At 69.4% G+C, this 20,562-nt stretch carries 25 protein-coding genes, 1 tRNA gene and 1 pseudogene; 16 read left to right on the top strand and 11 right to left on the bottom strand.

Features of this window, described 5'->3' with window-relative positions:
* Positions 1-33 precede the first annotated feature (33 nt).
* Entirely contained in the window at positions 34-1,173 is a 1,140-nt protein-coding gene (dusB, locus tag ORV05_RS34205) for a tRNA dihydrouridine synthase DusB (RefSeq protein ID WP_268755998.1), read from the top strand.
* Between the two features lie 64 nt (positions 1,174-1,237).
* On the opposite strand, the gene ORV05_RS34200 is transcribed toward dusB, so the two are convergent.
* On the bottom strand, positions 1,238-2,011 hold the full coding sequence (locus tag ORV05_RS34200) for an AfsR/SARP family transcriptional regulator (protein ID WP_268755997.1): 774 nt from the start codon (positions 2,009-2,011) through the stop codon (positions 1,238-1,240).
* A 599-nt stretch (positions 2,012-2,610) separates the two neighbouring features.
* Between ORV05_RS34200 and ORV05_RS34195 the strand changes: the two genes are divergently transcribed.
* The 10 genes and pseudogenes from ORV05_RS34195 to ORV05_RS34150 all read left to right on the top strand — a co-directional run bounded on the left by ORV05_RS34195 (position 2,611) and on the right by ORV05_RS34150 (position 9,414).
* A complete protein-coding gene (locus ORV05_RS34195) occupies positions 2,611-2,841 on the top strand; it encodes a hypothetical protein (RefSeq protein ID WP_268755996.1) in 231 nt (76 codons plus the stop codon).
* Between the two features lie 87 nt (positions 2,842-2,928).
* The gene (locus ORV05_RS34190; protein ID WP_268755995.1) at positions 2,929-3,084 is read left to right on the top strand and encodes a hypothetical protein; all 156 of its coding nucleotides are present in this window, start codon (positions 2,929-2,931) and stop codon (positions 3,082-3,084) included.
* Positions 3,085-3,258: 174 nt separating this feature from the next.
* The gene (locus ORV05_RS34185) at positions 3,259-3,498 is read left to right on the top strand and encodes a hypothetical protein (protein ID WP_268755994.1); all 240 of its coding nucleotides are present in this window, start codon (positions 3,259-3,261) and stop codon (positions 3,496-3,498) included.
* A 94-nt stretch (positions 3,499-3,592) separates the two neighbouring features.
* Positions 3,593-3,778 carry a hypothetical protein gene (locus ORV05_RS34180; RefSeq protein WP_268755993.1) on the top strand — a complete coding sequence of 62 codons (186 nt, stop codon included), beginning with the start codon at positions 3,593-3,595 and terminating at the stop codon, positions 3,776-3,778.
* A gap of 175 nt (positions 3,779-3,953) precedes the next feature.
* On the top strand, positions 3,954-5,372 hold the full coding sequence (locus tag ORV05_RS34175; RefSeq protein WP_268755992.1) for a hypothetical protein: 1,419 nt from the start codon (positions 3,954-3,956) through the stop codon (positions 5,370-5,372).
* A gap of 113 nt (positions 5,373-5,485) precedes the next feature.
* Entirely contained in the window at positions 5,486-5,743 is a 258-nt protein-coding gene (locus tag ORV05_RS34170) for a hypothetical protein (RefSeq protein ID WP_268755991.1), read from the top strand.
* Positions 5,744-5,758: 15 nt separating this feature from the next.
* Positions 5,759-7,585 (top strand): glutamine--fructose-6-phosphate transaminase (isomerizing), encoded by a 1,827-nt coding sequence (glmS, locus tag ORV05_RS34165; RefSeq protein WP_268755990.1) that lies wholly within the window; start codon positions 5,759-5,761, stop codon positions 7,583-7,585.
* 37 nt (positions 7,586-7,622) lie between these two features.
* On the top strand, positions 7,623-8,177 hold the full coding sequence (locus ORV05_RS34160; RefSeq protein ID WP_268755989.1) for a potassium channel family protein: 555 nt from the start codon (positions 7,623-7,625) through the stop codon (positions 8,175-8,177).
* Positions 8,178-8,241: 64 nt separating this feature from the next.
* A pseudogene (locus ORV05_RS34155) lies at positions 8,242-8,740 on the top strand (GrpB family protein).
* 20 nt (positions 8,741-8,760) lie between these two features.
* Positions 8,761-9,414, top strand: a complete 654-nt coding sequence (locus ORV05_RS34150) for a class I SAM-dependent DNA methyltransferase (RefSeq protein WP_268755988.1) — start codon at positions 8,761-8,763, stop codon at positions 9,412-9,414.
* A gap of 7 nt (positions 9,415-9,421) precedes the next feature.
* Here ORV05_RS34150 and ORV05_RS34145 read toward each other — a convergent pair whose 3' ends face one another.
* From ORV05_RS34145 to ORV05_RS34135, 5 genes are all read right to left on the bottom strand, one after another.
* Positions 9,422-10,045: a maleylpyruvate isomerase family mycothiol-dependent enzyme gene (locus ORV05_RS34145; RefSeq protein WP_268755987.1), complete on the bottom strand. Its 624-nt coding sequence runs from the start codon at positions 10,043-10,045 to the stop codon at positions 9,422-9,424.
* 117 nt (positions 10,046-10,162) lie between these two features.
* Positions 10,163-10,402, bottom strand: a complete 240-nt coding sequence (locus ORV05_RS36565) for a hypothetical protein (protein WP_407652640.1) — start codon at positions 10,400-10,402, stop codon at positions 10,163-10,165.
* Between the two features lie 102 nt (positions 10,403-10,504).
* A complete protein-coding gene (locus tag ORV05_RS34140) occupies positions 10,505-11,080 on the bottom strand; it encodes a hypothetical protein (RefSeq protein ID WP_268755986.1) in 576 nt (191 codons plus the stop codon).
* A 127-nt stretch (positions 11,081-11,207) separates the two neighbouring features.
* Positions 11,208-11,369 carry a GNAT family N-acetyltransferase gene (locus ORV05_RS36560; protein ID WP_407652812.1) on the bottom strand — a complete coding sequence of 54 codons (162 nt, stop codon included), beginning with the start codon at positions 11,367-11,369 and terminating at the stop codon, positions 11,208-11,210.
* Between the two features lie 70 nt (positions 11,370-11,439).
* Positions 11,440-12,000, bottom strand: a complete 561-nt coding sequence (locus ORV05_RS34135; protein WP_268755985.1) for a TetR family transcriptional regulator — start codon at positions 11,998-12,000, stop codon at positions 11,440-11,442.
* 82 nt (positions 12,001-12,082) lie between these two features.
* On the opposite strand from ORV05_RS34135, the gene ORV05_RS34130 reads away from it, so the two are divergent.
* Complete coding sequence (locus ORV05_RS34130) at positions 12,083-12,937, top strand: patatin-like phospholipase family protein (RefSeq protein ID WP_268755984.1); 855 nt, start codon at positions 12,083-12,085, stop codon at positions 12,935-12,937.
* Between the two features lie 92 nt (positions 12,938-13,029).
* Here ORV05_RS34130 and ORV05_RS34125 read toward each other — a convergent pair whose 3' ends face one another.
* Both ORV05_RS34125 and ORV05_RS34120 read right to left on the bottom strand, forming a co-directional pair.
* A complete protein-coding gene (locus tag ORV05_RS34125; protein ID WP_268755983.1) occupies positions 13,030-13,380 on the bottom strand; it encodes a MerR family transcriptional regulator in 351 nt (116 codons plus the stop codon).
* A gap of 10 nt (positions 13,381-13,390) precedes the next feature.
* Positions 13,391-14,149, bottom strand: a complete 759-nt coding sequence (locus tag ORV05_RS34120; RefSeq protein WP_268755982.1) for an SDR family NAD(P)-dependent oxidoreductase — start codon at positions 14,147-14,149, stop codon at positions 13,391-13,393.
* A 247-nt stretch (positions 14,150-14,396) separates the two neighbouring features.
* Between ORV05_RS34120 and ORV05_RS34115 the strand changes: the two genes are divergently transcribed.
* Positions 14,397-14,561, top strand: coding sequence for a hypothetical protein (locus tag ORV05_RS34115; RefSeq protein WP_268755981.1), 165 nt, complete (start codon positions 14,397-14,399; stop codon positions 14,559-14,561).
* 94 nt (positions 14,562-14,655) lie between these two features.
* Here the strand turns inward: ORV05_RS34115 and ORV05_RS34110 are convergent.
* A tRNA-Gly gene (locus tag ORV05_RS34110) sits at positions 14,656-14,726 on the bottom strand.
* A gap of 94 nt (positions 14,727-14,820) precedes the next feature.
* On the opposite strand from ORV05_RS34110, the gene ORV05_RS34105 reads away from it, so the two are divergent.
* The 3 genes from ORV05_RS34105 to ORV05_RS34095 are packed head-to-tail and all read left to right on the top strand — an operon-like array spanning position 14,821 to position 18,269.
* On the top strand, positions 14,821-16,038 hold the full coding sequence (locus tag ORV05_RS34105) for an oxygenase MpaB family protein (RefSeq protein WP_268755980.1): 1,218 nt from the start codon (positions 14,821-14,823) through the stop codon (positions 16,036-16,038).
* Positions 16,039-16,054: 16 nt separating this feature from the next.
* The gene (gene dcd, locus ORV05_RS34100; protein WP_144585071.1) at positions 16,055-16,636 is read left to right on the top strand and encodes a dCTP deaminase; all 582 of its coding nucleotides are present in this window, start codon (positions 16,055-16,057) and stop codon (positions 16,634-16,636) included.
* Positions 16,637-16,676: 40 nt separating this feature from the next.
* On the top strand, positions 16,677-18,269 hold the full coding sequence (locus tag ORV05_RS34095; RefSeq protein WP_268755979.1) for a nucleotidyl transferase AbiEii/AbiGii toxin family protein: 1,593 nt from the start codon (positions 16,677-16,679) through the stop codon (positions 18,267-18,269).
* Positions 18,270-18,290: 21 nt separating this feature from the next.
* Here the strand turns inward: ORV05_RS34095 and ORV05_RS34090 are convergent, their stop codons facing one another.
* On the bottom strand, positions 18,291-19,910 hold the full coding sequence (locus ORV05_RS34090; protein WP_268755978.1) for an acyl-CoA dehydrogenase family protein: 1,620 nt from the start codon (positions 19,908-19,910) through the stop codon (positions 18,291-18,293).
* Positions 19,903-20,499, bottom strand: a complete 597-nt coding sequence (locus ORV05_RS34085) for a TetR/AcrR family transcriptional regulator (RefSeq protein ID WP_144585076.1) — start codon at positions 20,497-20,499, stop codon at positions 19,903-19,905. Before ORV05_RS34085 ends, ORV05_RS34090 begins: the two co-directional genes overlap by 8 nt.
* Positions 20,500-20,562 lie beyond the last annotated feature (63 nt).

Raw genomic sequence — 20,562 nt, 5'->3', positions numbered from 1 at the left:
TCGCGTCCGGTGCAGGCCAGCTAGCCTGGAGCGGTGACTGCCACCCTGTCGAAACCGGCCCTCAAGATCGGCCCCTACCAGGTCGACACCCCCGTCGTGCTGGCTCCGATGGCGGGAATCACGAACGTGGCCTTCCGCAGGCTGTGCCGTGAGTACGGCGCCGGGTTGTACGTGTGCGAGATGATCACGGCCCGCGCCGTGGTCGAGCGGCACCCCGGGACCCTGCACATGATGACCTTCGACGAGCAGGAGCATCCCCGGTCGATGCAGCTCTACGGGGTCGACCCGAAGACGATGAGCGAGGCCGTGAAGATCATCGTCGGCGAGGGGCTCGCCGATCACATCGACACCAACTGGGGTTGTCCGGTGGCCAAGGTCTGCCGCAAGGGCGGCGGCGCGGCCCTGCCGTACAAGCGCAGGCTGTTCGCCAACATCATCTCGGCCTGCGTCGAGGCGGCCGCGCCCGCCGGTGTCCCGGTGACCGCGAAGTTCCGCATCGGCATCGATGACGAGCACCACACCTACCTCGACGCCGGGCGCATCGCGGAGGCCGAGGGGGCGGCGGCGGTGTCCCTGCACGCCCGCACCGCGGCCCAGCGCTACTCCGGCCAAGCGGACTGGAGCTACATCGCGAAGCTGAAGGAGGCCGTCACCACCATCCCGGTGCTGGGCAACGGCGACGTCTTCACCGCGGACGACGCGCTTCGGATGGTCGCCGAGACCGGTTGCGACGGGGTTGTCGTCGGCCGGGGCTGCCTGGGCCGCCCCTGGCTGTTCGGCGAACTGGAGGCCGCGTTCGCCGGGCGTGAGATCCCGAAGGGGCCAAACCTCGGCGAGGTCGCCCGTGTGCTGCGGCGGCATGCCGAACTGCTCGTCGAGCACGACGGCCCCGGCAAGGCCATGCGTGACCTGCGCAAGCACATGGCCTGGTACTTCATGGGCTTCCCGGTGGGCTCCGAACTGCGTCGCCGCTTCGCGATGGTGTCCTCCCCGGCGGAGCTGGACGAGCTGATCGGCCAACTGGATCACGAAGCCCCGTTCCCCGAGGCCGCCGAGGGGCCACGCGGCCGCCAGGGCTCGCCGGGCAAGGTGACCCTTCCGCACGGCTGGCTGGACGACCCCGACGATCCGTCGGTGCCCGCCGGGGCCGACATGATGCACTCCGGCGGCTGAGCCGCACACGAAGGAGCCCCGCACGGCCTGGCCGTGCGGGGCTCCTTCGTGTCCGCGGGGAGTGTCAGCCGACGATCCCGCTCAGGTGCGGTCGCACCAGCTTGTACAGTGCCGGCGACGGTTCCACCCCCAGCTCCCGGTGCAGCATGGAGCGGTAGTGCTGGAAATGGCGGATCGCCTCGGTGGTGTTCCCCTCGCTCAGGTACGCCCGCAGGACGGCCGCGTGCGCGCTGTCCCGGAACGGTTCGAGCGTGGTGGCGGTGAGCGCCGCGTGCACCGCCGAACTGGGCCGATGGTGGTTGAGCAACTGGTCGGCCAGTGCCTCCAGCGCCCGCACGTGCAGGAGCCTGGTCTGCTCCCGTTCGGTCAGCACCCAGTCGTCGTACCAGCCGGGCAGCAGTTCCCCGGGCGCGGTCAGGATCCCCCGCACCGTGTAGGCGTCGACCAGCGGCCGGTCCTCGCCCACCGAGTCGATCACATTGTTGGCCACCTCGGCGAGCCGGTGCACGTCGACCAGGACGTCGAGGTCCAGATCGAGGTCGTGCCGGGTCGAGGACAGGGTGCCCGCCGCCCGCGTCCGCACGCGCCACAGCGCTGTCCTGAGGCTCGCGAGCGCCTGCTCCTGCGGGTACTCCGGCCACAGCATGCTCGCCACGTAACCGCGGGGATGGCGGCGGTGCAGCGCGAGGAAGGCGAGCAGCCGCTGCGCGCTGGGCGCCAGTTCGATCTCGACGCCGTCGTGCCGCAGGGAGAATCCGCCGAGGAGTGTCAGCTGGTACCCGCCCTCTGGCCCGTCGGGTCTCAGCCGCGCACCGCGCTGGCTGGGAATCCTCGTCATCGTCTTCCTTCCGTATCGGCTTGTGCCTGGTTCACCGCGCCGCGGGCGGGACGACGTCGCGATCGGGTCGGTTGAGCCGGATCGCCGCGCCACAGTCACAAGTCACTGACACTGAAACAGCCGTTTTGTCTCGGGGATCGGCAGGCGAGAGGGCCCGGCGTGCGAAAGGCCGTCCGTTCGCCCGGCGCTTCTGCTTGTTCCCACCGGACCGCCCGTCAAGGTCCAGGACGGCTACTCTCGCCGAAATTCCTTGGGAGACCAGGGAATCGGTCGGCGAAGCAACTTTCGTCCTCACACTAACCCGGCGGGCCATCGGCCTGCAATCAGTCGGCTCCCCACAGGGGCGGCTGCTCCCGGAGAGCACCCATGTGGTTGATCAGACAACCAAACCCGGGTTCCGGCTGCAACCGAGAAGACTCCCCTGAAGGGTCAAAACCCCTGCTACAACAAGGGATTCGAGTGGGGGCAATGTGGCTGCCGGGACCCGAAGGCCCCCGCCGTTATCGCTCCGTGACGAGTCGGTGACGGAACGGGGCCTAACTTTCGGTCGCGGTCCAAGCACCGTGAGCAAGACAAATAACCCCCGAGAGGAGAACCAAATGAGGGTATCGACGCAGGAGCTGTCCGCCCAGGACATCGAGGTGCTGCCCGTCCGCGAGGCCCTGCAGGTCAACTCGTTCAACAACATCATCACCACCATCAACGCCGCTGTCGCAGTTCCGCAGGGGGCTGGCGACGCCAGCGCGAACGCCAGCCAGACGAGCGTCGTGCTGCTCGGCGGCGGCGGCACCGGCGCCGGCCACATGTCCGACGCGGGCGACGACTACTGATCCTGATCGTCGACAGAGGTCGTCGGCCGTGAAGTGAAACACGGCCGGCGACCCACCCCCTCCAGAAGGGATCAAGGAGTTCTTGTGATGGACAACCACTCGACCACCCGCTTCGAGCAGGAGCAGGTGGAGCTGCTGCCCAGTCGTGAAGCCCTGAGCACCGTCGACGCCGGCCTCACCGCCAGCGTCGCCCTCGGGATCACGCTCGGCGCCAGCCTCTCCCTCCCCACCATCGGCCTCTGATGCGAGACCTCGGCGGCCATCGTCGCCCCATCCGAATCGTTCACTCGGATGGGGCGACTCGGTGTTCCTCCTTCAAAAGGTGACGGTGCGGTGACTGTGCACCGGCCTACTGGTGTCGTGCACGGACCACGGTTCGGGCACCTGAGGAAACACCTCGAGAGGAGAGAACACAAAATGAGTGAAGTGTCGATCCAGGAGCTGTCGATGCAGGACGCCGAGCTGCTGACGGCTCGGGAGGCGCTGGGCACGTTTGGTCTCCGCCGCCACGGCGCCGGGCACGCCACGATCAACGCCTTCAACCAGGCCGTGGCGATCGGCGGCAGGTGTGGCGACGCGTTCGCCAACGCCAACCAGACCATTGTCCAGCTCCAGGGTGCCGACGGCTTCGGCCGTGGCGACTTCTTCGACGACTGACAACTAACCCCGAGCTGATCGCGGGCTGCCGGCCGGCCGCCCTCGCGCTGACCGGCCGGCACCCCCCGAAACGCCAACCAAGGAGGTTCTTTCCGTGTACGACCCCCGCTCTGCAGAAATCGCCCGTCTCGCCGAGGAGACCGCTGAGGTGCTTCCGACCCGGGAGGCGCTGCTGACCATCAACACCGTCGTCGGTGTCAACCTCGCCTTGGCGCTGAGCCTGTTCGGCGACGCCAAGGCGGGCGCCGGCCAACTGCTCGGTGCCGTCGTCCGCCACTGACACCGCACCGCAGGCAAGCCGCCCCGCCCGTCACTTCCGGGCGGGGCGGTTTCGCGTCGGGACCCTCCCGCTGGTGACGGCATGGTGACGTTCCCGATGCCTACTGGTGGCCGCGCCGGTCCGCGGGACCGGCGCCGGTCCCGCCTGCCATCCACAACTTCAGGAGGAAACCTCGATGACGCAACCGAGTCAGCTGCGAAACTCCTTCGCGGCCGACACCGTGCCCCTGCCCCGACAGGCGGCGTGGCCGACACGGGAACCCGAACCGCCCGACGACGCCCCCTCCCTCACCCCGGGGACCGCACTGCTGGGTGTCTACGAAGGCGGCGGCTACGACGAGCCCCGCTACCTGGTCTCGCGCGGCGACGGCCAGATGGTCCTGATCTCCCGGATGCTCAACGCCGTGGCCTCCGCGCTGGACGGCAAGCGCTCGCTGGAACAGGTCGCGGAGGAGGCGAGCCGCCACTACGGCGCGGAGCTGAACGCCGACGCGGTCCGCTACCTGGTCGAGAACAAGCTGCGGCCGCTGGGCCTGGCGACGATGGGCATCCCGGACGCTCCCGCTCCGAAGGCGAACCCGCTGCTCGCGCTGAGCCTGAGGTTCGTGCTCATGCCCGGGTGGATGGTCCGCCGCGTCGCCGCCTTCTTCGCCCCGATGTTCCGCCCGCCGGTGATCGTGCTCGTCCTCGCGGCGCTGCTGGCCATGGACGTCTGGCTGCTGGCCACCGGCCGCGTCGGTGCCTCCATCCACCTGTCCGTCGGCTCACCGGGGCTGATGCTGACGATCATGGGCGTGGTGATCGCGGGATCCGTGTTCCACGAGTTCGGGCATGCCGCCGGATGCCACTACGGCGGCGGGAAACCGGCCCAGATCGGGGTGGGTGTCCTGATCGTGGTCCCGGCGTTCTACACCAACGTCAACGACGCCTACCGCCTGGACCGGCGAGGACGCCTGCGGACCGACCTCGGCGGTATCTACTTCAACGCGATCTTCGCGGTGTTCCTCGGTGCGCTCTGCCTGTGGACCGGGTTCCCCGCACTGCCGGCCATCATCGTGATGGTCCACATCCAGATGATGCAGCAGTTGCTGCCGCTGGTCCGGATGGACGGCTACTACATCCTGGGCGACCTGGTCGGGGTGCCGAACCTGTTCGAGCAGATCCGGCCGATCATCCGGCATTCGCTGCTGCGGAAGCCGCCCGAGCGGGCCGTCACGAACCTGCGCAGGAAGACCAGGATCGTGATCACCGCCTGGGTCTCGCTCGTGGTGCCCGCCCTGGTCCTCGCGCTGGTCAATCTCGCGATCTTCGTGCCCGGCTACTTCCGTACCGCCGTGCAGAGCATGAGCGTGTACTACCGGGAGGGGCTGGCGGCGTTCGACAACGGCAGCGTGAGCGGAGTGCTGCTCGCGGTCGTGTCGGTGATCATCCTGCTCGTCCCGTGGGTCGGTATCAGCACGATGGTCGTCCGCACCACCGCGAAGATCGTTTTCGCGGTGAACCGGAGGCTGGCGCGCCGCCGGAAAGCGGCCTCCGCACCGGACCGCGGAGGGGACGGTGGACTGCCCGCGCCGGAGTTCCAGCGCGCCGAGTGAACTCGGCCGATCTCCGTACCCCTGCTCGGCCTCCGGGCAGGGGTACCCGTGTTTTGTGCCCGAAATCGGGCAGAAAACTTGCTCCAGCGCCGTCGTGCTGCCACTTTCAGGAGATGGATCAGCAACTGGTCCGCCACGTCGCGACCTCCACCGGCCTTCCGATGGAGGTCGCCGAGCGGGTGATCGCGGACGTCATCGCGTACTTCGGCGAGACCGCCGAAGAGTTCGTCCGCCGCCGTCACGCCGAACTGCGGAGGCGTGGCCGCAAGAACGCCGAGATCTGGCGGCTGATCGCCGCCGAACTGAAGGGGCGGCCCCTCGGCGCCGCCCCGCTGAGTGAACGCCAGTTGCGGCGCATCGTCTACGGCTGAAGGAGAGAACAGCGTATGTGCGGAATCGTGGGGTACATCGGGGCGCGAGCCGCCACCCCCGTCCTGTTGGAGGGACTGCACCGGCTGGAATACCGCGGCTACGACTCCGCCGGGCTGGCCGTCGTGCACCGGGGCAGACTGAGACTGACCAAGGCGGCGGTGCGCGTCGACGAGCTTCGCGAACTGGTCGAACCGGACCAGCCGGGCACGGTCGGCATCGCCCACACGCGCTGGGCGACGCACGGCGAACCCACGGACGCGAACGCCCACCCGCATGTGGACACCGCGAAACGGATCGCGGTGGTGCACAACGGGATCATCGAAAACGCCGATCTCCTGCGCGCCAAGCTGACCGCGAAGGGGGTGGACTTCGCCTCGGAAACCGACACCGAGGCGCTGGCGCACCTCGTCGCCTCGGCGCTGGAGGAAGGCGCGCCTTCCCTCGAAGAGGCGGTGCGCGCCACGTTGCGGGGTGTCAACGGCGCCTACGGTCTCGTCGTGCTCGACACGCACAACCCCGGGCAGCTGGTGGTCGCCCGCAACGGCAGCCCCATCGTGCTCGGGCTCGGCGACGGCGAGATGTTCGTCGCCTCCGACGTCGCCGCACTCGTCCGCTACACGCACCGGGTCGTCTACCTCGACGACGGTGAACTCGCCACGATCTCGCGGGACGGCTACGTCACCAGCACGCTGCAGGCGCGGCGCACCGCGAAAACCCCGACCACGGTGGACCTCGAGGACTCGGACTACCAACTGGGCGAGTACGCGAACTTCATGCACAAGGAGATCCGGGAACAGCCGGAGGCGGTCCGCCGGGCACTGGCGGGACGGCTCGACGAACGTTTCGGCACCGCCCGGCTCGGCGGCCTGAACCTGGACCCGCGCGCGATGCGCGGCATCCGGCGGGTCAAGTTCATCGGCTGCGGCTCGGCCTACTACGCGGGGCAGATCGGCGCGAACCTGGTCGAGGAGTGGGCACGCCTGCCCGCCGACGCCGAACCCGCCTCCGAACTGCGGTATCGCAATCCGGTGGTCGAGGAGGACACCCTCTACGTCGCCGTCAGCCAGTCCGGTGAAACCGCCGACACCCTCGCCGCCGTGCAGGAGCTGTGCCGCAAGGGCGGCCGGGTGATCGGCGCGGTGAACAGCGTCGGCAGCGCCATCGCGCGTGCCTGCGGAAGCGGTGTCTTCCTGCACGCCGGCCCCGAGGTGTCGGTGGCCTCCACGAAGGCCTACACCAACATGGTGGTCTGCTTCGCGATGCTGGCGCTGTCACTCGGCCGGGTCCGCGATCTGTCCGTTTCGGACGGTGCGCGGATCGTCGAGGCGCTGCAGGCCCTGCCGGACCAGATCACCGCCGTGCTCTCCGACGAGAACACGATCTCCGAGGTGGCCAAGGAGCACAGCAACGCCGAGCGGATGTTCTTCGTCGGCCGCGTGCGGGGCTGGCCGGTGGCGCGGGAAGGCGCGCAGAAGCTGAAGGAGATCTCCTACGTGCACGCCGAGGCCTACCAGGCGGGTGAACTCAAACACGGGCCGCTCGCCCTGATCGACCCGGCGATGCCGTCCGTGGTGGTGGTCCCCGACGACGAACTGCTGGCGAAGAACATCGCCACCATCGAACAGATCAAGGCGCGCGGCGGCCCGGTGATCGCGCTTACCAACGCGGAGCTGCCCGAGGGCCTCGCCGACTCACTCATCCGGGTTCCGCGCGGCGAACCGGAACTCGACCCGATCCTGTTCACCGTCCCGCTGCAGCTGTTCGCCTACCACCTGGCCCGCCATCTGGGGCGGGACATCGACAAGCCCCGGAACCTGGCGAAGAGCGTGACCGTCGAGTAGCCGCGTCGGTTCGGGGCTGGGGGAGAACGGAGGGGCGATGGCGGGGGAGCAGTCGCAGGGCGTGCGCCGGCGGCAGGCGCTCGCGTCGCTGTACCGGGCCTTCGCGGCGGACGGCCTGCTGCTGGTCAGCTACTTCGTGGCGCCGCTGGACGAGAAGCTCGGCCCGGTCGCGTGGGCGAAGTTCGTGGTCGCGCTGATGCTCTTCGCCTCGGTCATCGTCTTCCAGCTCTGGGCGATCGTGCGCTCCAGCGCGCCCCGGCTGCGGGCCGTCGAGGCGGCCGCCATCGGCCTTCCCCTGTTCCTCGTGCTGTTCGCCGCGAGCTACGTGGTCATCCAGCACAACCTGCCGGGCAGCTTCACCGAACACATCACCCGATTTGATTCGCTCTACTTCACGGTGACCGTGTTCGCCACCGTCGGCCTCGGCGACATCGCCCCGGTCAGCGAGGGGGCGCGGATCATCGCGACCATCCAGATGCTCGGCGGCCTGGTCGTCGTCGGCGTCGTGGCCAGGTTGATCGTCGCCGCCGTGCAGGTGGCCCGGCGGCGTCCGGCCGAACCGGAAACCCCGCCGCCGGAGGACCGGGGGTAAAGAACTTGGCCGGTGTCCGGCGCGGGCGTTACGTTGGCCTGCTGCCGACTGGGAGGCCGCAGCCATGTCCGAACCACTCTCGGAAGAGAAACTCGCCGCCATCCTCGTACACGGGCTCCGCCCGGCACGGATCGTGCTCGCCGAGTACGACCCCGCGTGGCCCGCGCGTTTCGAAGCCCGCGCGGCGGAACTCCGCGCGATACTGGGCGAACGGGCCCGGCTCATTGAGCACATCGGTTCCACTTCGGTCCCGGGCCTGATCGCGAAACCGATCGTCGACATCGTCGTCGGCATCGACGATCCCGACGACGAAGGCGCCTACCTGCCCGATCTGGAGGCGGCCGGGTACGACCTGCGCGTGCGCGCCGGACGACGAGGAAGTGCGCCGGTACCTGCTGTTCCGCGACCGGCTGCGAGCCGACGACGCGGACCGTGAACTGTACGCCGCGACGAAACGGCGTCTGGCCCAGCGCGAATGGCGGGACGTCAATTTCTATGCCGAGGCGAAACGTCCCGTCATCGACGAGATCCTGCTTCGCGGTGGCTGGACGCCCCCGTCCTGACCGCTCGGTACGGTTTCGGCGTGACCGAGCCGTCCTTCCTGCGGACCACCCGCACCGCCTACGACACCGTCGCCGCCGACTACGCCGAACTCCTCAAGGACGAACTGGCCAGGAAGCCGTACGACCTCGCGATGCTCGGCGTGTTCGCCGGACTCGTGCGCGCGGTCGGGAACGGTCCCGTCGCCGACCTCGGCTGCGGGCCCGGCCGGGTGACGGCCCATCTGGATTCGCTGGGACTGGACGCCTTCGGCATCGACCTGTCGCCGGAAATGATCTCGGTGGCCCGGCGGACCCATCCGCACCTGAGATTCGAAGAAGGCACCATCACCGCGCTGGAACTGGCGGACGAATCCCTGGCCGGCGCGCTCGCCTGGTACTCGATCATCCACACGCCGCCGGAGCTGCTGCCGGGGGTCTTCGCCGAGTTCCACCGCGTGCTGATGCCCGGTGCCCCGCTGCTGCTCGCCTTCCAGGTCGGCGACGAACGGGCCCACCTGCGGGATGCCTACGGCCACCGGATCTCCCTCGACGCCTACCGTCTTCCGCCGGAGAAGATCTCCGAACTGGTGGGGGAAGCCGGTCTCACCGTGGATGCCCGCCTGGTCAGAGCCGCCGCCAAGCCCGAGAAGACGCCGCAGGCGTACCTGATGGCCCGGAAGCCGATGGCTTCGTAACCCGGTTTCAGCCCCCGACCCGGCGGGCGAAGACCGGCTGTCCGGGCCCGCTCAACTCCGCGACCACCCCGCGTCGCCCGGCGATCGCCATCAACAGGGCCTCCGCCGTGCCTCGCACCTCGGGTCCGCGCCCCAGGGACCAGTCCAGATCCGTGGCGACGAGCCGCAAGCCGCGGGTACGCGAGAAGCCCCGGATGACCGGTGCGCCGAGCGCGCCGCGAAGGGCCGGACGCAGCCGCTCTTCGGGAACGCTGCGCGGCAGGCCGAGCGGGCGGCGGATGTCCTGGTGGTGGATGACGCAGTCGACCAGCGCGATCATCCCGCCGAACGCCGCCGTCAAACCGCGTGGCCGAAGGCGCGCCCGCAGCAGGGCGAGGATTTCTTCCGGACCGTGGTCCCCGTACTCGGCCAGGACGAGGTCGTTGACCCGGTCCGGCCGGAACCGGCCCCGCACGAACCGGGACAGCACATCCCGGAATCCCAGCCCCTCATAGCTGATCACATGCGCCACCACGTCCCTGACCCGCCACCCCGCACACAGCGTCGGGGACTCCCACTGCTCAGGAGAAAGGGATTCCAGGAACGCGGCGAGGTCCGCCCGTTCCTCCATCGCGAGTCGTGCCGCGTCCATGGCATGCCGGTCTAATCCATCCAGGCCGCACCCGCAACCCCGGACGGCTGGGGAACGTGGTTGGTCTTCCTGCCCGGCCGCCCGTTTCATGCCGGAGGAACACGAGCACGACGGGATTCATCCGACGGGCGAACGGCTTTCGCTGCGCGACTTCGCCGCCTCGGATGAGCCTTCGGTGCATGCTTTCGCCAGCGATCCCGAGGCGACTCGCCACCCCGACGGGGTTAGGCCACCGAGGCCGCCCGGCTGCTCCTGCTGTTCGGCTTCGCCTGACCAGACATCGAAGTCATACGTCCGTTTGGCGCGCCGGAGGGCGACAGCGAGCCTGCCCCGCCCGTGACTGGCATCGAGCGTCATCTCGCCACCCAAGGAGGTCCATGCCCGTGTGCCGGACCAGCCTCGCCAGCCCGTTGAGGAAGTCGCGCAGGTTCGGGAGCTGCGTGATCACGATCCCGGCTCCTACGGGCTTTCGGGCCCGTTTGCGCCGATCGAGTAGTCGTAGGGACTGTCGCCCTGCACATCGACGTGTATCCGCGTGTACTGGCCGCCGGACAATCCCGAGACGCTCACCGTCGCCGGGTGGGACACGTTGTGTCCGCCGGCGCAGTTCGGGTTGCAGTCGTTCGCCCACAGATTGCCGCTCGCCTGCGCGGTGGCCGAACCCCATGCCGACCAGCGCAATCCATCGAGCCAGATACCGGCGTCAGCACAGGTGAGGGTGTAGCGAGAGGGAGAAGAAGCGGCAGTGCCGTCGCAGGTGATCAGCGTGGCACGGGGCGCCTGCGATGACTGCGCGGTGGTGGAACCGGATGTGCGCCTGGCAGTGGACGTAGCGGGCATCCGGGTACTGGAAGTGGCGGGCATCTCGGTGCTGTCCGAGGTTGCTGAGGGCGTGGACACCGGCCATCCGCCCCCGGTCCCGGTCCCGGCCGTGTCGGAAGTACGGCAGGCGGACATCAAGAGCAGGATCGCGCCCCCGGCCAGTGCCGCGAGGACGCGCTGCCGCGCAGGGCCGAACAGAGGTTCACGGGGCATGATCGAACTCCTTTTTCGCCCACCTGGGGATATGACTGGTCATTCCGGCCTCGGGCGGACCGACCACATCAAGATCGTCTTCCGGCAGGTTACGAAGTCACCCTGATGGAGCAATTGCGTTCACATATTATGTGAATCTTGTCACAACGTTCCACCGCTCACGGCCCGCGATCCTGAAACCCGCGCGCCGGGCAACTGCTTCGCTGGCAGTGTTGCCGGGAATGGTCAGGAGCTGGACGCGTGGTGCTCCACGGTCGAGCGCCCAGTCGCCGAGGACGCGTGTCGCGATGGTCGCCGCACCCTGCCGTCGCGGATTTGACGACGCAGCCAGTCCAGCAAGCGCTTCCTGCAGTCTTCGTTCAATGCCGAAGGAGTTCGCAGAAGCGGTCCAGGGCGCGGTCGGTGCGGCGGCGGTCGCCGGTGGTCGTGAGATCGAACAGGAGGCCCCGGATGACAGCCATGACCAGCGTTGGAGTGACGGTGTCGTCAGGGCCGGTGACGATGTCGCGGAACGTGGCGTCGAGAGTGTTGAACCAGTCCGCGATCGCCCCGGCCCGGTCCGGGTAGTTCTCGGGGTGAGCGAGACCGTCGGCGTGCACCTCGAAGAACAGCCGGACGAACGCGGCGCGCTCGGGTGCGCTGATCCAGGCCCAGATGCCGCGCAGGCGTTCCTCCGGAGAGGCTGCCTCCGGCGGGAGGTTCTCGGCCAACCGTGTCGCACCGCGGCGGCGAGCCTCGGCGAGCACGGCGGATACCAACTCCTGCTTGCTGCCGAAGTCGTAGAGCAGCATCCGCGGGCTGGTGTCGAGAGCCGCGGCCAGCGGCCGCAGGCTCAATCCGGCCAAGCCGTGGGCCAGCACGTAGTCGGTCGCTCGCGCCAGCGTGGCCTCCCGTCGGGCGGGATCCGGGGGTCGCCCCACAGTGGATCATCCTCTCGGTACTGCGGATCTGAGCCTACGTCAGTATATGGTACGACTGTTTCAATAACTGGAGGAGGCCGTCATGTACTCACTCGACCGGGCACTCGTACTGGGCGCCGGAGGTCTCGTCGGCACGGCCTGGATGGCAGGGCTGGCTTGCGGACTGCGCCGCGGCGGGGTGGATCTCGGCGAGGCCGACCTGATCGTGGGCACCTCCGCCGGCGCGATCACCGCCGCACTGCTGGCCACCGGCCAGGACCCCGACCGGCTGGCCACCCCCGTGCGCCCCGCCGACTCCGACGGCACCCCGCCCCAGGTGGACGGGCGGCGGCTGGGCGAGGCTTTCGCCGTGCTCGGCAATGCCGCCGCGAACCCGGCCGAGGCCTGGCGCCGGGTGGGCCGGATCGCACTCGCCGCCGAGACCGGCCCCGAGCAGGCACATATCTCCCGGATGTGCGCCATGACCGGCTCAGACCAATGGCCGGACCGGAAGTTGCTCATCACCGCGCTGGACGCCGAGACCGGGGAGCAGGAGGTCTTCGACCGTGCCAGTGGCGCACCGCTGCCCTCCGCTGTGGCGGCAAGCACGGCCTTCCCGGGCATCTACCCACCGATCACCATCAACGGCCGCCGATACATGGATGGCTCCCTGCGGTCGGCGACCAACGCCGGACTCGCGGCCGGAGCCCGGACCCTCGTCGTGATCGACCCGCAGGCGCACCTGTTTCCCCGAGAGTTGCTCCACCAGGAGTTGGCGGTCGCCGGGGCGCACACAGTGGTGACCATCGGCCCCGATCCGGCGTCGATCCGCGCATTCGGCCCAGACCTGAACGACCGGACGAGCTGGGAACCGGCCTACCAGGCCGGTCTTCACCAAGCCGCCGATGCCGCGGAGCAGTTCCGTCTCGCATGGAAGACCGGATCCGGCATGGACTGAGCGCCGCCCGATCACCGGAGCCTGGTGGGACGGGACAGCCGCGAGCCGGCTGCCTTCCTCTCACAGACCGAGCCCGAAACCGCTTACAGCCACTAGCCGCCGGCCTGGGCGAGTACTTCGGTGAGGCGTTTGCGGACGACGTCCAGCGCGGCGATCTTCTCCTCCACGTCGGTGAGCCTCCGGGCGATGACCCGCGCGCTCGCGGGACAGATGGGATCATCGGCGATGTCCTGATCGAGACAGGGCAGGAAGGCACGGACGTCACGAGCGGTGAGGCCGAGCGAGAGCAGCAGCCTGATGTTGCCCACCTGGCCGACCGTCGTCTCGTCATACTCGCGGTAACCGTTCGGCGCTCGCCGGGGGTGGAGCAGGCCCTGCTGCTCGTAATACCGCAGGGCCCGAACGGTGGTGCCGGCCTCGTTCGCCAGTTCTGAGATCAGCATCGCTCCATCTTCATCCAGCGGCGCTCAGCCCGCCGTCGACACGAATGATCGTACCGGTGAGGTAGCCGGCTTCGGGGCGCATCGCGTTCACGATCCACCACGCGATCTCCTTGGGCTGAGCGATACGCCCGAGCGGGATCCGGGCCCGAAGCTCCTTCCCCGCCGCGGCGATCTGCTCGTCCGAGAAGCCGGCATGGCTCAGCACCGGTGTCGCCGTTATCCCGGGGGCCACCGACAGCACGCGAATGCCGCGCTGCGCCAGCTCGACAGCCCACGTGTGGGTCAGGAAGTCGAGAGCCACCTTCGTGGATCCGTAGATCGAATTGTTCGGCCAGCCGTAGTTGGGTGGGTTGGATGTGACGTTGACGATGGTTGCACCGGCCTCCATGTGCGGCAGAGCGTGTTGGGCCAGGAAGACCGGGCCGAGCAGGTTCGTGGCAAGCTGTTCCTCGGCGACCTTCCGGTCGATCGCACCGAGCGGAGCCGGACGAGTGATAGCGGCATTGTTGACCAGGGCATCGATGCGGCCGAACGCCTCCAGCGCGGCGGCGACGATGTCGGCGGAGGCGTCCGGCTCGGCGACGTCGGCCACGAACGTCCGGATGCGCGGGTGTTCTCTGGCCGTCTCCGCAAGACGCTCGGCAGTCCGGCCGATGATGAGAACCTCAGCGCCCTCGGCGGCGAACTTCTGGGCCGTCGCACGCCCGATTCCGGTGCCCCCTCCGGTGATGAGCACTGCCCGGCCGTGAAGGGTGTTCGTCTTTTCCATGCGCGAGACGCTAAGCCTTGACCCTGGCGTCAAGGTCAAGGACGGAACGGCGTCAGGCAGCCACTGCTGCGAACGTATTGGTGTCCGGCGGGCGTCGGCTACAGGCGCGGCACCGTCCCGAGGTCTGCCAGCGCCGGTTTCGACCACCCGTGATCTGGCCCTGGGGCCGAAGGGGCTGCACTCCACGGCCAGCCATGCTGGCAGGGCGTCCAAGGCCGGAACCTCGACCAAGGACCGCATGGCTCACATGGGGCATGACGACATGCGGGCGGCACTGATCTACCAGTGGGCCACTTCCGATGCTGACGAGCGGATCGCGGACCGGCTGTCGGAGCTGGTTGACGAGCACCGGAAGAGGGACGCCGAAGATCCGGATTACGGCGACTCGGGGACGCGCGTCCCAGTGGGCTAATGGCCCGCTAATGGCCCAACTCAAGAGTTGATCTAGCAACGACGAAGGCCCAGGTCCGAAGTAGACACCTTCTGACCTGGGCCTTCGCCACGAGAGCGGATGACGGGAATCGAACCCGCGTTCTCAGCTTGGGAAGCTGATGTTCTACCATTGAACTACATCCGCAGTGCCACAGAGCATACACGCTGCCGCATTCCCCCTTCATCAAGCCCTCCGTTTCCGCTTGACGTGTCGCACAAAACTGACAACACTTGTTGTCATGATTGACCGTCTGCCGGACCCGGAACTGTTCCGCCAGGGTGGCTTCAAGCTCGCGGCCCGCCTGTTCGGACCTGGGGATATCCGTGGGACCGAGGAGCAGGTGCGGCGGTTCCGAGAGTACGCGCAGGCCGAGGACGGGCTCGCCGACGCGGTGGTGGCGATGTTCCACCGCCTGCCGAAGGGGCAGGGGCGGGCGCTGTTCGAGCGGGCGCTGACCGGGGGGATCGCGGCGGTGGACGACCCTCCGCGCGAGCTGGTCGAGTTCTTCCGGGCGGTGGAGGCGACGCCGTACTGGGTGGACTACGACCGGCTCGACCGCGGGGCCCGCGCGATCATGCGCACGGGGGTGCTGGGGTTGTTCCCCCTGGGTGACATGTCGCTGATGGGCGGGTATCTCGCCTCCCGTGCGACGAAGTCGCTGGTGGCGACCGGCGAGATCGAGCATATGGCCAGCCGCAGGCTGGTCGAGACGGCCGCGTGGTGGATCGAGGTGACCACCCCCGGCAAGCTCCGCGCCGGCGAGAGCGGGTACGCGGCGGCGCTGCGGGTCCGGCTGGTGCACGCGTATGTGCGTGCCGCGATGAACGGGCGCGAAGACTGGGACTACGCGGCCTGGGACCGGCCCGTCAACCAGGTGCAGACGACCGGGACTCTGCTGCTGTTCTCCCTCGTCTTCGTCCTCGGCACCCAACTGCTGGGCATCCGCTACTCCGCTCGCGAGCGCGCCGACATCATCCACCTGTGGCGCTACGCAGGCTGGCTGCTGGGCGTCGACGAGGAGCTCCTGCCCGCCACCGAGGAGGACGCATGGCGGCTGTTGTGGCTGCTGGCGGCCACCGAGTTCATCCCCGACGAGGATTCCAAACGGCTGGCCAAGGCGCTGCTCGTCTCCCACGAGCAGGTCGGCAGGGACCGGGGCGCGGCGGGCCGGGTGCTGTCCCACCTGTCCGTGCGCGTGCACTCCTCCATCAGCCGCCTCGTGCTCGGCAAAACCAACGCCGACTTCCTCGAACTGCCCGACGACCCGATCGCGCAGGGGGCGGTGGTCACGGCGGCGGCACTGAACTTCGCCGCCGAGACCGTCCGCCAGTACATCCCGGGCGCCACCCTGCTCCGCGAAGTGGTCGGCGGCCTGGAGCGGAGGCGCTACCTCGACCAGCTTTCCAAGATCTTCCAGCTCGACCCCACCTACGCCCGGCATATGCCAGCGGCGTGACAGCTAGGGTGGACGGGTGCTGCTCAGCGATCGTGACCTCCGCAAAGAAGTCGAAGCCGGCCGGCTGGGGATCGACCCGTTCGACCCCGGGATGGTGCAACCCTCCAGCATCGACGTGCGGCTCGACCGCTTCTTCCGCGTGTTCGACAACAGCAAGTACACCCACATCGACCCGTCGTTGCAGCAGGACGAGCTGACCTCGCTGGTGGAGAAGGAGGGCGACGACCCGTTCGTCCTGCACCCGGGCGAGTTCGTGCTCGCATCGACGTTCGAGCTGGTCAGCCTGCCCGACGACCTCGCGGGCCGGCTCGAAGGCAAATCCTCGCTGGGCCGCCTCGGCCTGCTGACCCACTCCACCGCCGGTTTCATCGACCCCGGCTTCAGCGGCCACATCACCCTCGAACTGTCGAACGTCGCCAACCTGCCGATCACGCTCTGGCCGGGCATGAAGATCGGCCAGCTGTGCCTGTTCCGACTCACCAGCGCCGCCGAATTCCCCTACGGCTCGGCCGAAGTCGGCTCCCGCTACCAGGGTCAGCGCGGCCCCACCCCCAGCCGCGCCTACCTCAACTTCCACCGCGTGGACACCTGGCGTTAGGCCGCCACCGGAACCTCCCAGTCGGCGGGGAAGAGCGAACGTGACGATCGTCGGCGACTTCGACATCCACCTGACCGTCTACGAGCCCCAGTCGGGCAAACTCACCGCGTTCGGCACCGAGCACGGGCTCAAGGTCACCCACATCGTCCTCGATCGCGGCACTTACGTCTTGCAGCCGATGCTCACCCTCACGGGCTCGGGCACCCTGGATGACCAACTCGCGCTCGCCGCGGCCTGGCGCGAGCGGCTCAGGGCCGCGGGTCTGGACGTTCAGCGGGTCAAGGTCGAGGCGGCGCCGTGGAACGAGGGCGTGCCGCGCACGGACGTCGAAGCCGCGGACGAGCCGCCGGTATGCACCGGTCCGTCCTATTGGGACGGCAGGGATCGACCCGAACGCTACTTCGAGCACCACGTGAAGCTCCTGCTGCCGGACGACGCCGTCGAACGGCTGGTGGCGTTGACCGACCTGGTCGCCCCCCACGGCACGCGGCTGTCCCGGGTGGCACGGCGACGACGGCCGGACGGTCGCGAGGAGCGGTTCGCCACGCAGCGCTGTCACGGCGTCGGTCGCGAGACGGCGATGGCCCGGCTGGACGCGCTGGTCGCCGACCTCCGCGCGGCCGGGCACGAGATCGTCGAGGTCGAGCAGGAGTACGTCGTCCACGACACCGCCCTGCACTACGACCGTGGCTGGCTGGAACCCGCGCGAGCCCGCCACGACCCACTACGGCCCGCGGCTCCCGCCGGAGCGGACAAGTACCCTGCCACCTACCTCCCGCTGCCTACCGGCGAGGAAGTCGAGCAGAGCCAGGTGTTCGACCCGGCGATGAAGCACCACTCGAACGCCTACCGTCCCGGCGAGCCCCGGTTCGCCGACCCGGCTACGGGCGCGCGGTGGCGGCAGGCGCGCGCGACGGCGCGGAACCACGTGCTGACCCTGATCGCCGACTCCGCGTGGGCCGAATCGTTGGTGCTGCGGGGAAGCGTGACCATGCCCGCGTGGATCGGCGACGACGCGCGCGAGCCGGGCGACATCGATTTCGTCGTGCTGCCACCGGAGCGCAGCCTCCGCAGCGCGGACGCGGCTCGCATGTTCGACGACGTCCTGGCCGCCGTCCGCGCCGCTCCCGGCGCCGGGCTGGACGCCGACGGCGCGCTCGGCGAGGACATCTGGACCTACGAGCGCGCCGACGGCCGGAGACTGGTCATCCCGTTCGCCGTGGACGGTGTGCCGCCGGGCGCGGTGCAGCTCGACTTCGTCTTCGGCGAGCCGCTGCCGATCCCGCCCGCACCGCTGCACCTGCCCTCGATCGACCGGGTCGTGCTGGCCGCGACCGCGGAGCTGTCGCTGGCCTGGAAGCTGCTGTGGCTGGGCACCGACCTGTACCCGCAGGGCAAGGACCTCTACGACGCGACGCTGTTGGCCGAGCGCACGGGGGTGCCGTCGTTGTCGCTGGTCCGCGACTTGCTGCGGCCCGAACTCGCGGGCGCTGCCGACGCCTTCACCGCCGAGTCGGTCCTGGCCTGGGATGTGGACTGGTCCGGCTTCCGTGACGCGCACCCGGACCTGCCCGCCGACGATGACCACTGGACTCGTCGCCTCGCCCTCGCCCTCGACGCCGCCTGGCGCTGAGCCGCGAGGCGTTGCCGCGGATCAGCCGCGCGGAACCCGCGCCCGCTCGATCACCGCCTCGGTGTCCACAGTGGAGGGAAGGGTGCCGAACGCGATTCCCCAGTCGCCGCCCAGTCGCGAAGCGCAGAACGCGTCGGCGACGGCCTCGGGGGCGTACCGGACGAGCAGGGAACCCTGCAGCACCAGCGCCATCATCTCTACCAGCCGGCGGGCCCTGAACTGCAGGTCGTCCAGAGTGGACAGTTCCTTGCGCAGCCTGGCCACCGCGTCGTCCAGCCGGGAATCCGCACCCGCCGCCAGTCCGACCTCCTCGAAGAACGCCTCCACGGATTCCGGCTGCTTGCCCATGGCGCGGAGCGCGTCCAGTGCGGCGACGTTGCCCGAACCCTCCCAGATGGACAGCAGTGGCGCCTCCCGGTAGAGCCGGGGCATGCCCGAGTCCTCCACGTAACCGTTGCCGCCCAGGCATTCCAACGCTTCGGCGGTGTGTGCCGGACCGCGCTTGCACACCCAGTACTTGGTCACCGCGAGCGCCAGTCGGCGGAACGCCTGCTGGTCCGGGTCCCCGGTGGCGCCCGCCAGCCGCATCGCCACCGTGGTCGCAGCCTCGGACTCGACCACCAGATCGGCCAGCACGTTGGCCATCGCGGGCTGGTCGACCAGAGCGGCCCCGAACGCACGCCGGTGCACCGCGTGGTGCGTGGCGAGGACGACGCCCTGGCGCATCAGCGAGGTCGTGCCGAGCACGCAGTCGAGGCGGGTGTTGTTGACCATCTCGATGATGGTGGGCACCCCGCGCCCCTCCTCGCCGACGAGCCAGCCGACGGCCCCGTCGTACTCGATCTCGGACGAGGCGTTGGACTTGTTGCCGAGCTTGTCCTTCAGGCGCTGCAGGAAGATCCGGTTGCGTGAGCCGTCCGGCAGCACGCGCGGCAGCAGGAAGCAGGACAGACCGCCGGGGGCCTGGGCGAGGGTGAGGAACACGTCCGACATGGGGGCCGAGGTGAACCACTTGTGCCCGGTCAGCCGGTAGCTGCCGTCGCCGGCGGGGGTGGCGGTGGTGGTGTTCGCGCGGACGTCCGAACCGCCCTGCTTCTCGGTCATCGACATGCCCGCGATCAGCCCGCGCTTGGTGGTGGGCACCCGCAGGCCGAAGTCGTACTCGGGCGAGGCGAGCAGCGGCTCGTAGACGGCGGCGAGCTCCGGGTTCGCCCGCAGCGCCGGGACCGCCGAGTAGGTCATCGAGATCGGGCACATGTGCCCACCCTCGGCCTGGTTCCACACCAGCACCTTCGCCGCCCGCGCGACGTGCGCGCCCGGCCGCTCGTCGCGCCACGGCGCGCCGTGCAGCCCGTGCCGGACCGCGACGGTCATCAGCTCGTGCCAGTACGGGTGGAACTCGACCTCGTCGATCCGGTGCCCGTACCGGTCGTGGGTGAGCAGCTTCGGCGGATACTCGTTGGCGAGGCGGCCCCACTCCTGTCCCTGGGCGCTGCCGGCGAGGCGGCCGAGTTCGTGCACCTCGTCCTCGGCCCAGCCCGCGCCTTCGCGGCGCAGCCCGGCCAGCAGGGCGGCGTCCTCGGCGACGTCGTAGCCCACCAGCGGGGATACCTGGTTGAGGACTTCGTGGGTGTCAGGCATGGGAACCTCCTAGGGCACGCAGGATGAAGGTGCGCAGACCGGGATCGGCTTCGGTGTTGTCGCTGGTCAGTGGGCCGACGAGCACCTCGGCGGCGGCACCGACCAGCGCGGCGGCGGTCAGTTCGGCGTCCTGGGCGGGCAGCAGCCCGGCCCGCACCCCGTCCCGGATGTGCCGGGCGGCCACGTCGCGGAACACGCGGCGGAACACGACGCGCTCGGCCTCGACCTGCGCGTCGACGGGCTCGGCCAGCAGCGCGTAGGCGCGGCGTGGCGCTTTGAGCGCACGGGCGGCGAAGGTCTCGAACACGGCCACGACCCGTCCGACGGGATCGCCCGGCAGCTCACCGGCCTTGGTGACGGCCTCGACCTCGCGGCTGACCACTCCCCGGAACAGCTCGACGACCAATTCGGCCTTGCCGGGGAAGTGGCGATAGACGCTGCCGGTGGCGACCCCGGCCCGCTCGGCGACCGCGGCGACCGAACATCCGGCGTAGCCACGCTCGGCCAGCAGTTCGCCCGCGGCATCGAGGATCGCCGCGCGCTGGGCGTCCAGGCGCGCCTGCACCTGGGGTGTGCGTCGGTAGACCACGCAAGAAGTGAACCACTGATTCACACCTTGCGGCAAGGGCCGTCCGGCCCCTCCCGCCCGCAC

The organism is Amycolatopsis cynarae (assembly GCF_026802195.1).
GTDB classification, from domain to species: Bacteria; Actinomycetota; Actinomycetes; order Mycobacteriales; family Pseudonocardiaceae; genus Amycolatopsis_E; species Amycolatopsis_E rhizosphaerae.
The sequence above is the reverse complement of the archived record's forward strand: the minus strand, read 5'-3'. Positions and strand labels throughout refer to the sequence as shown.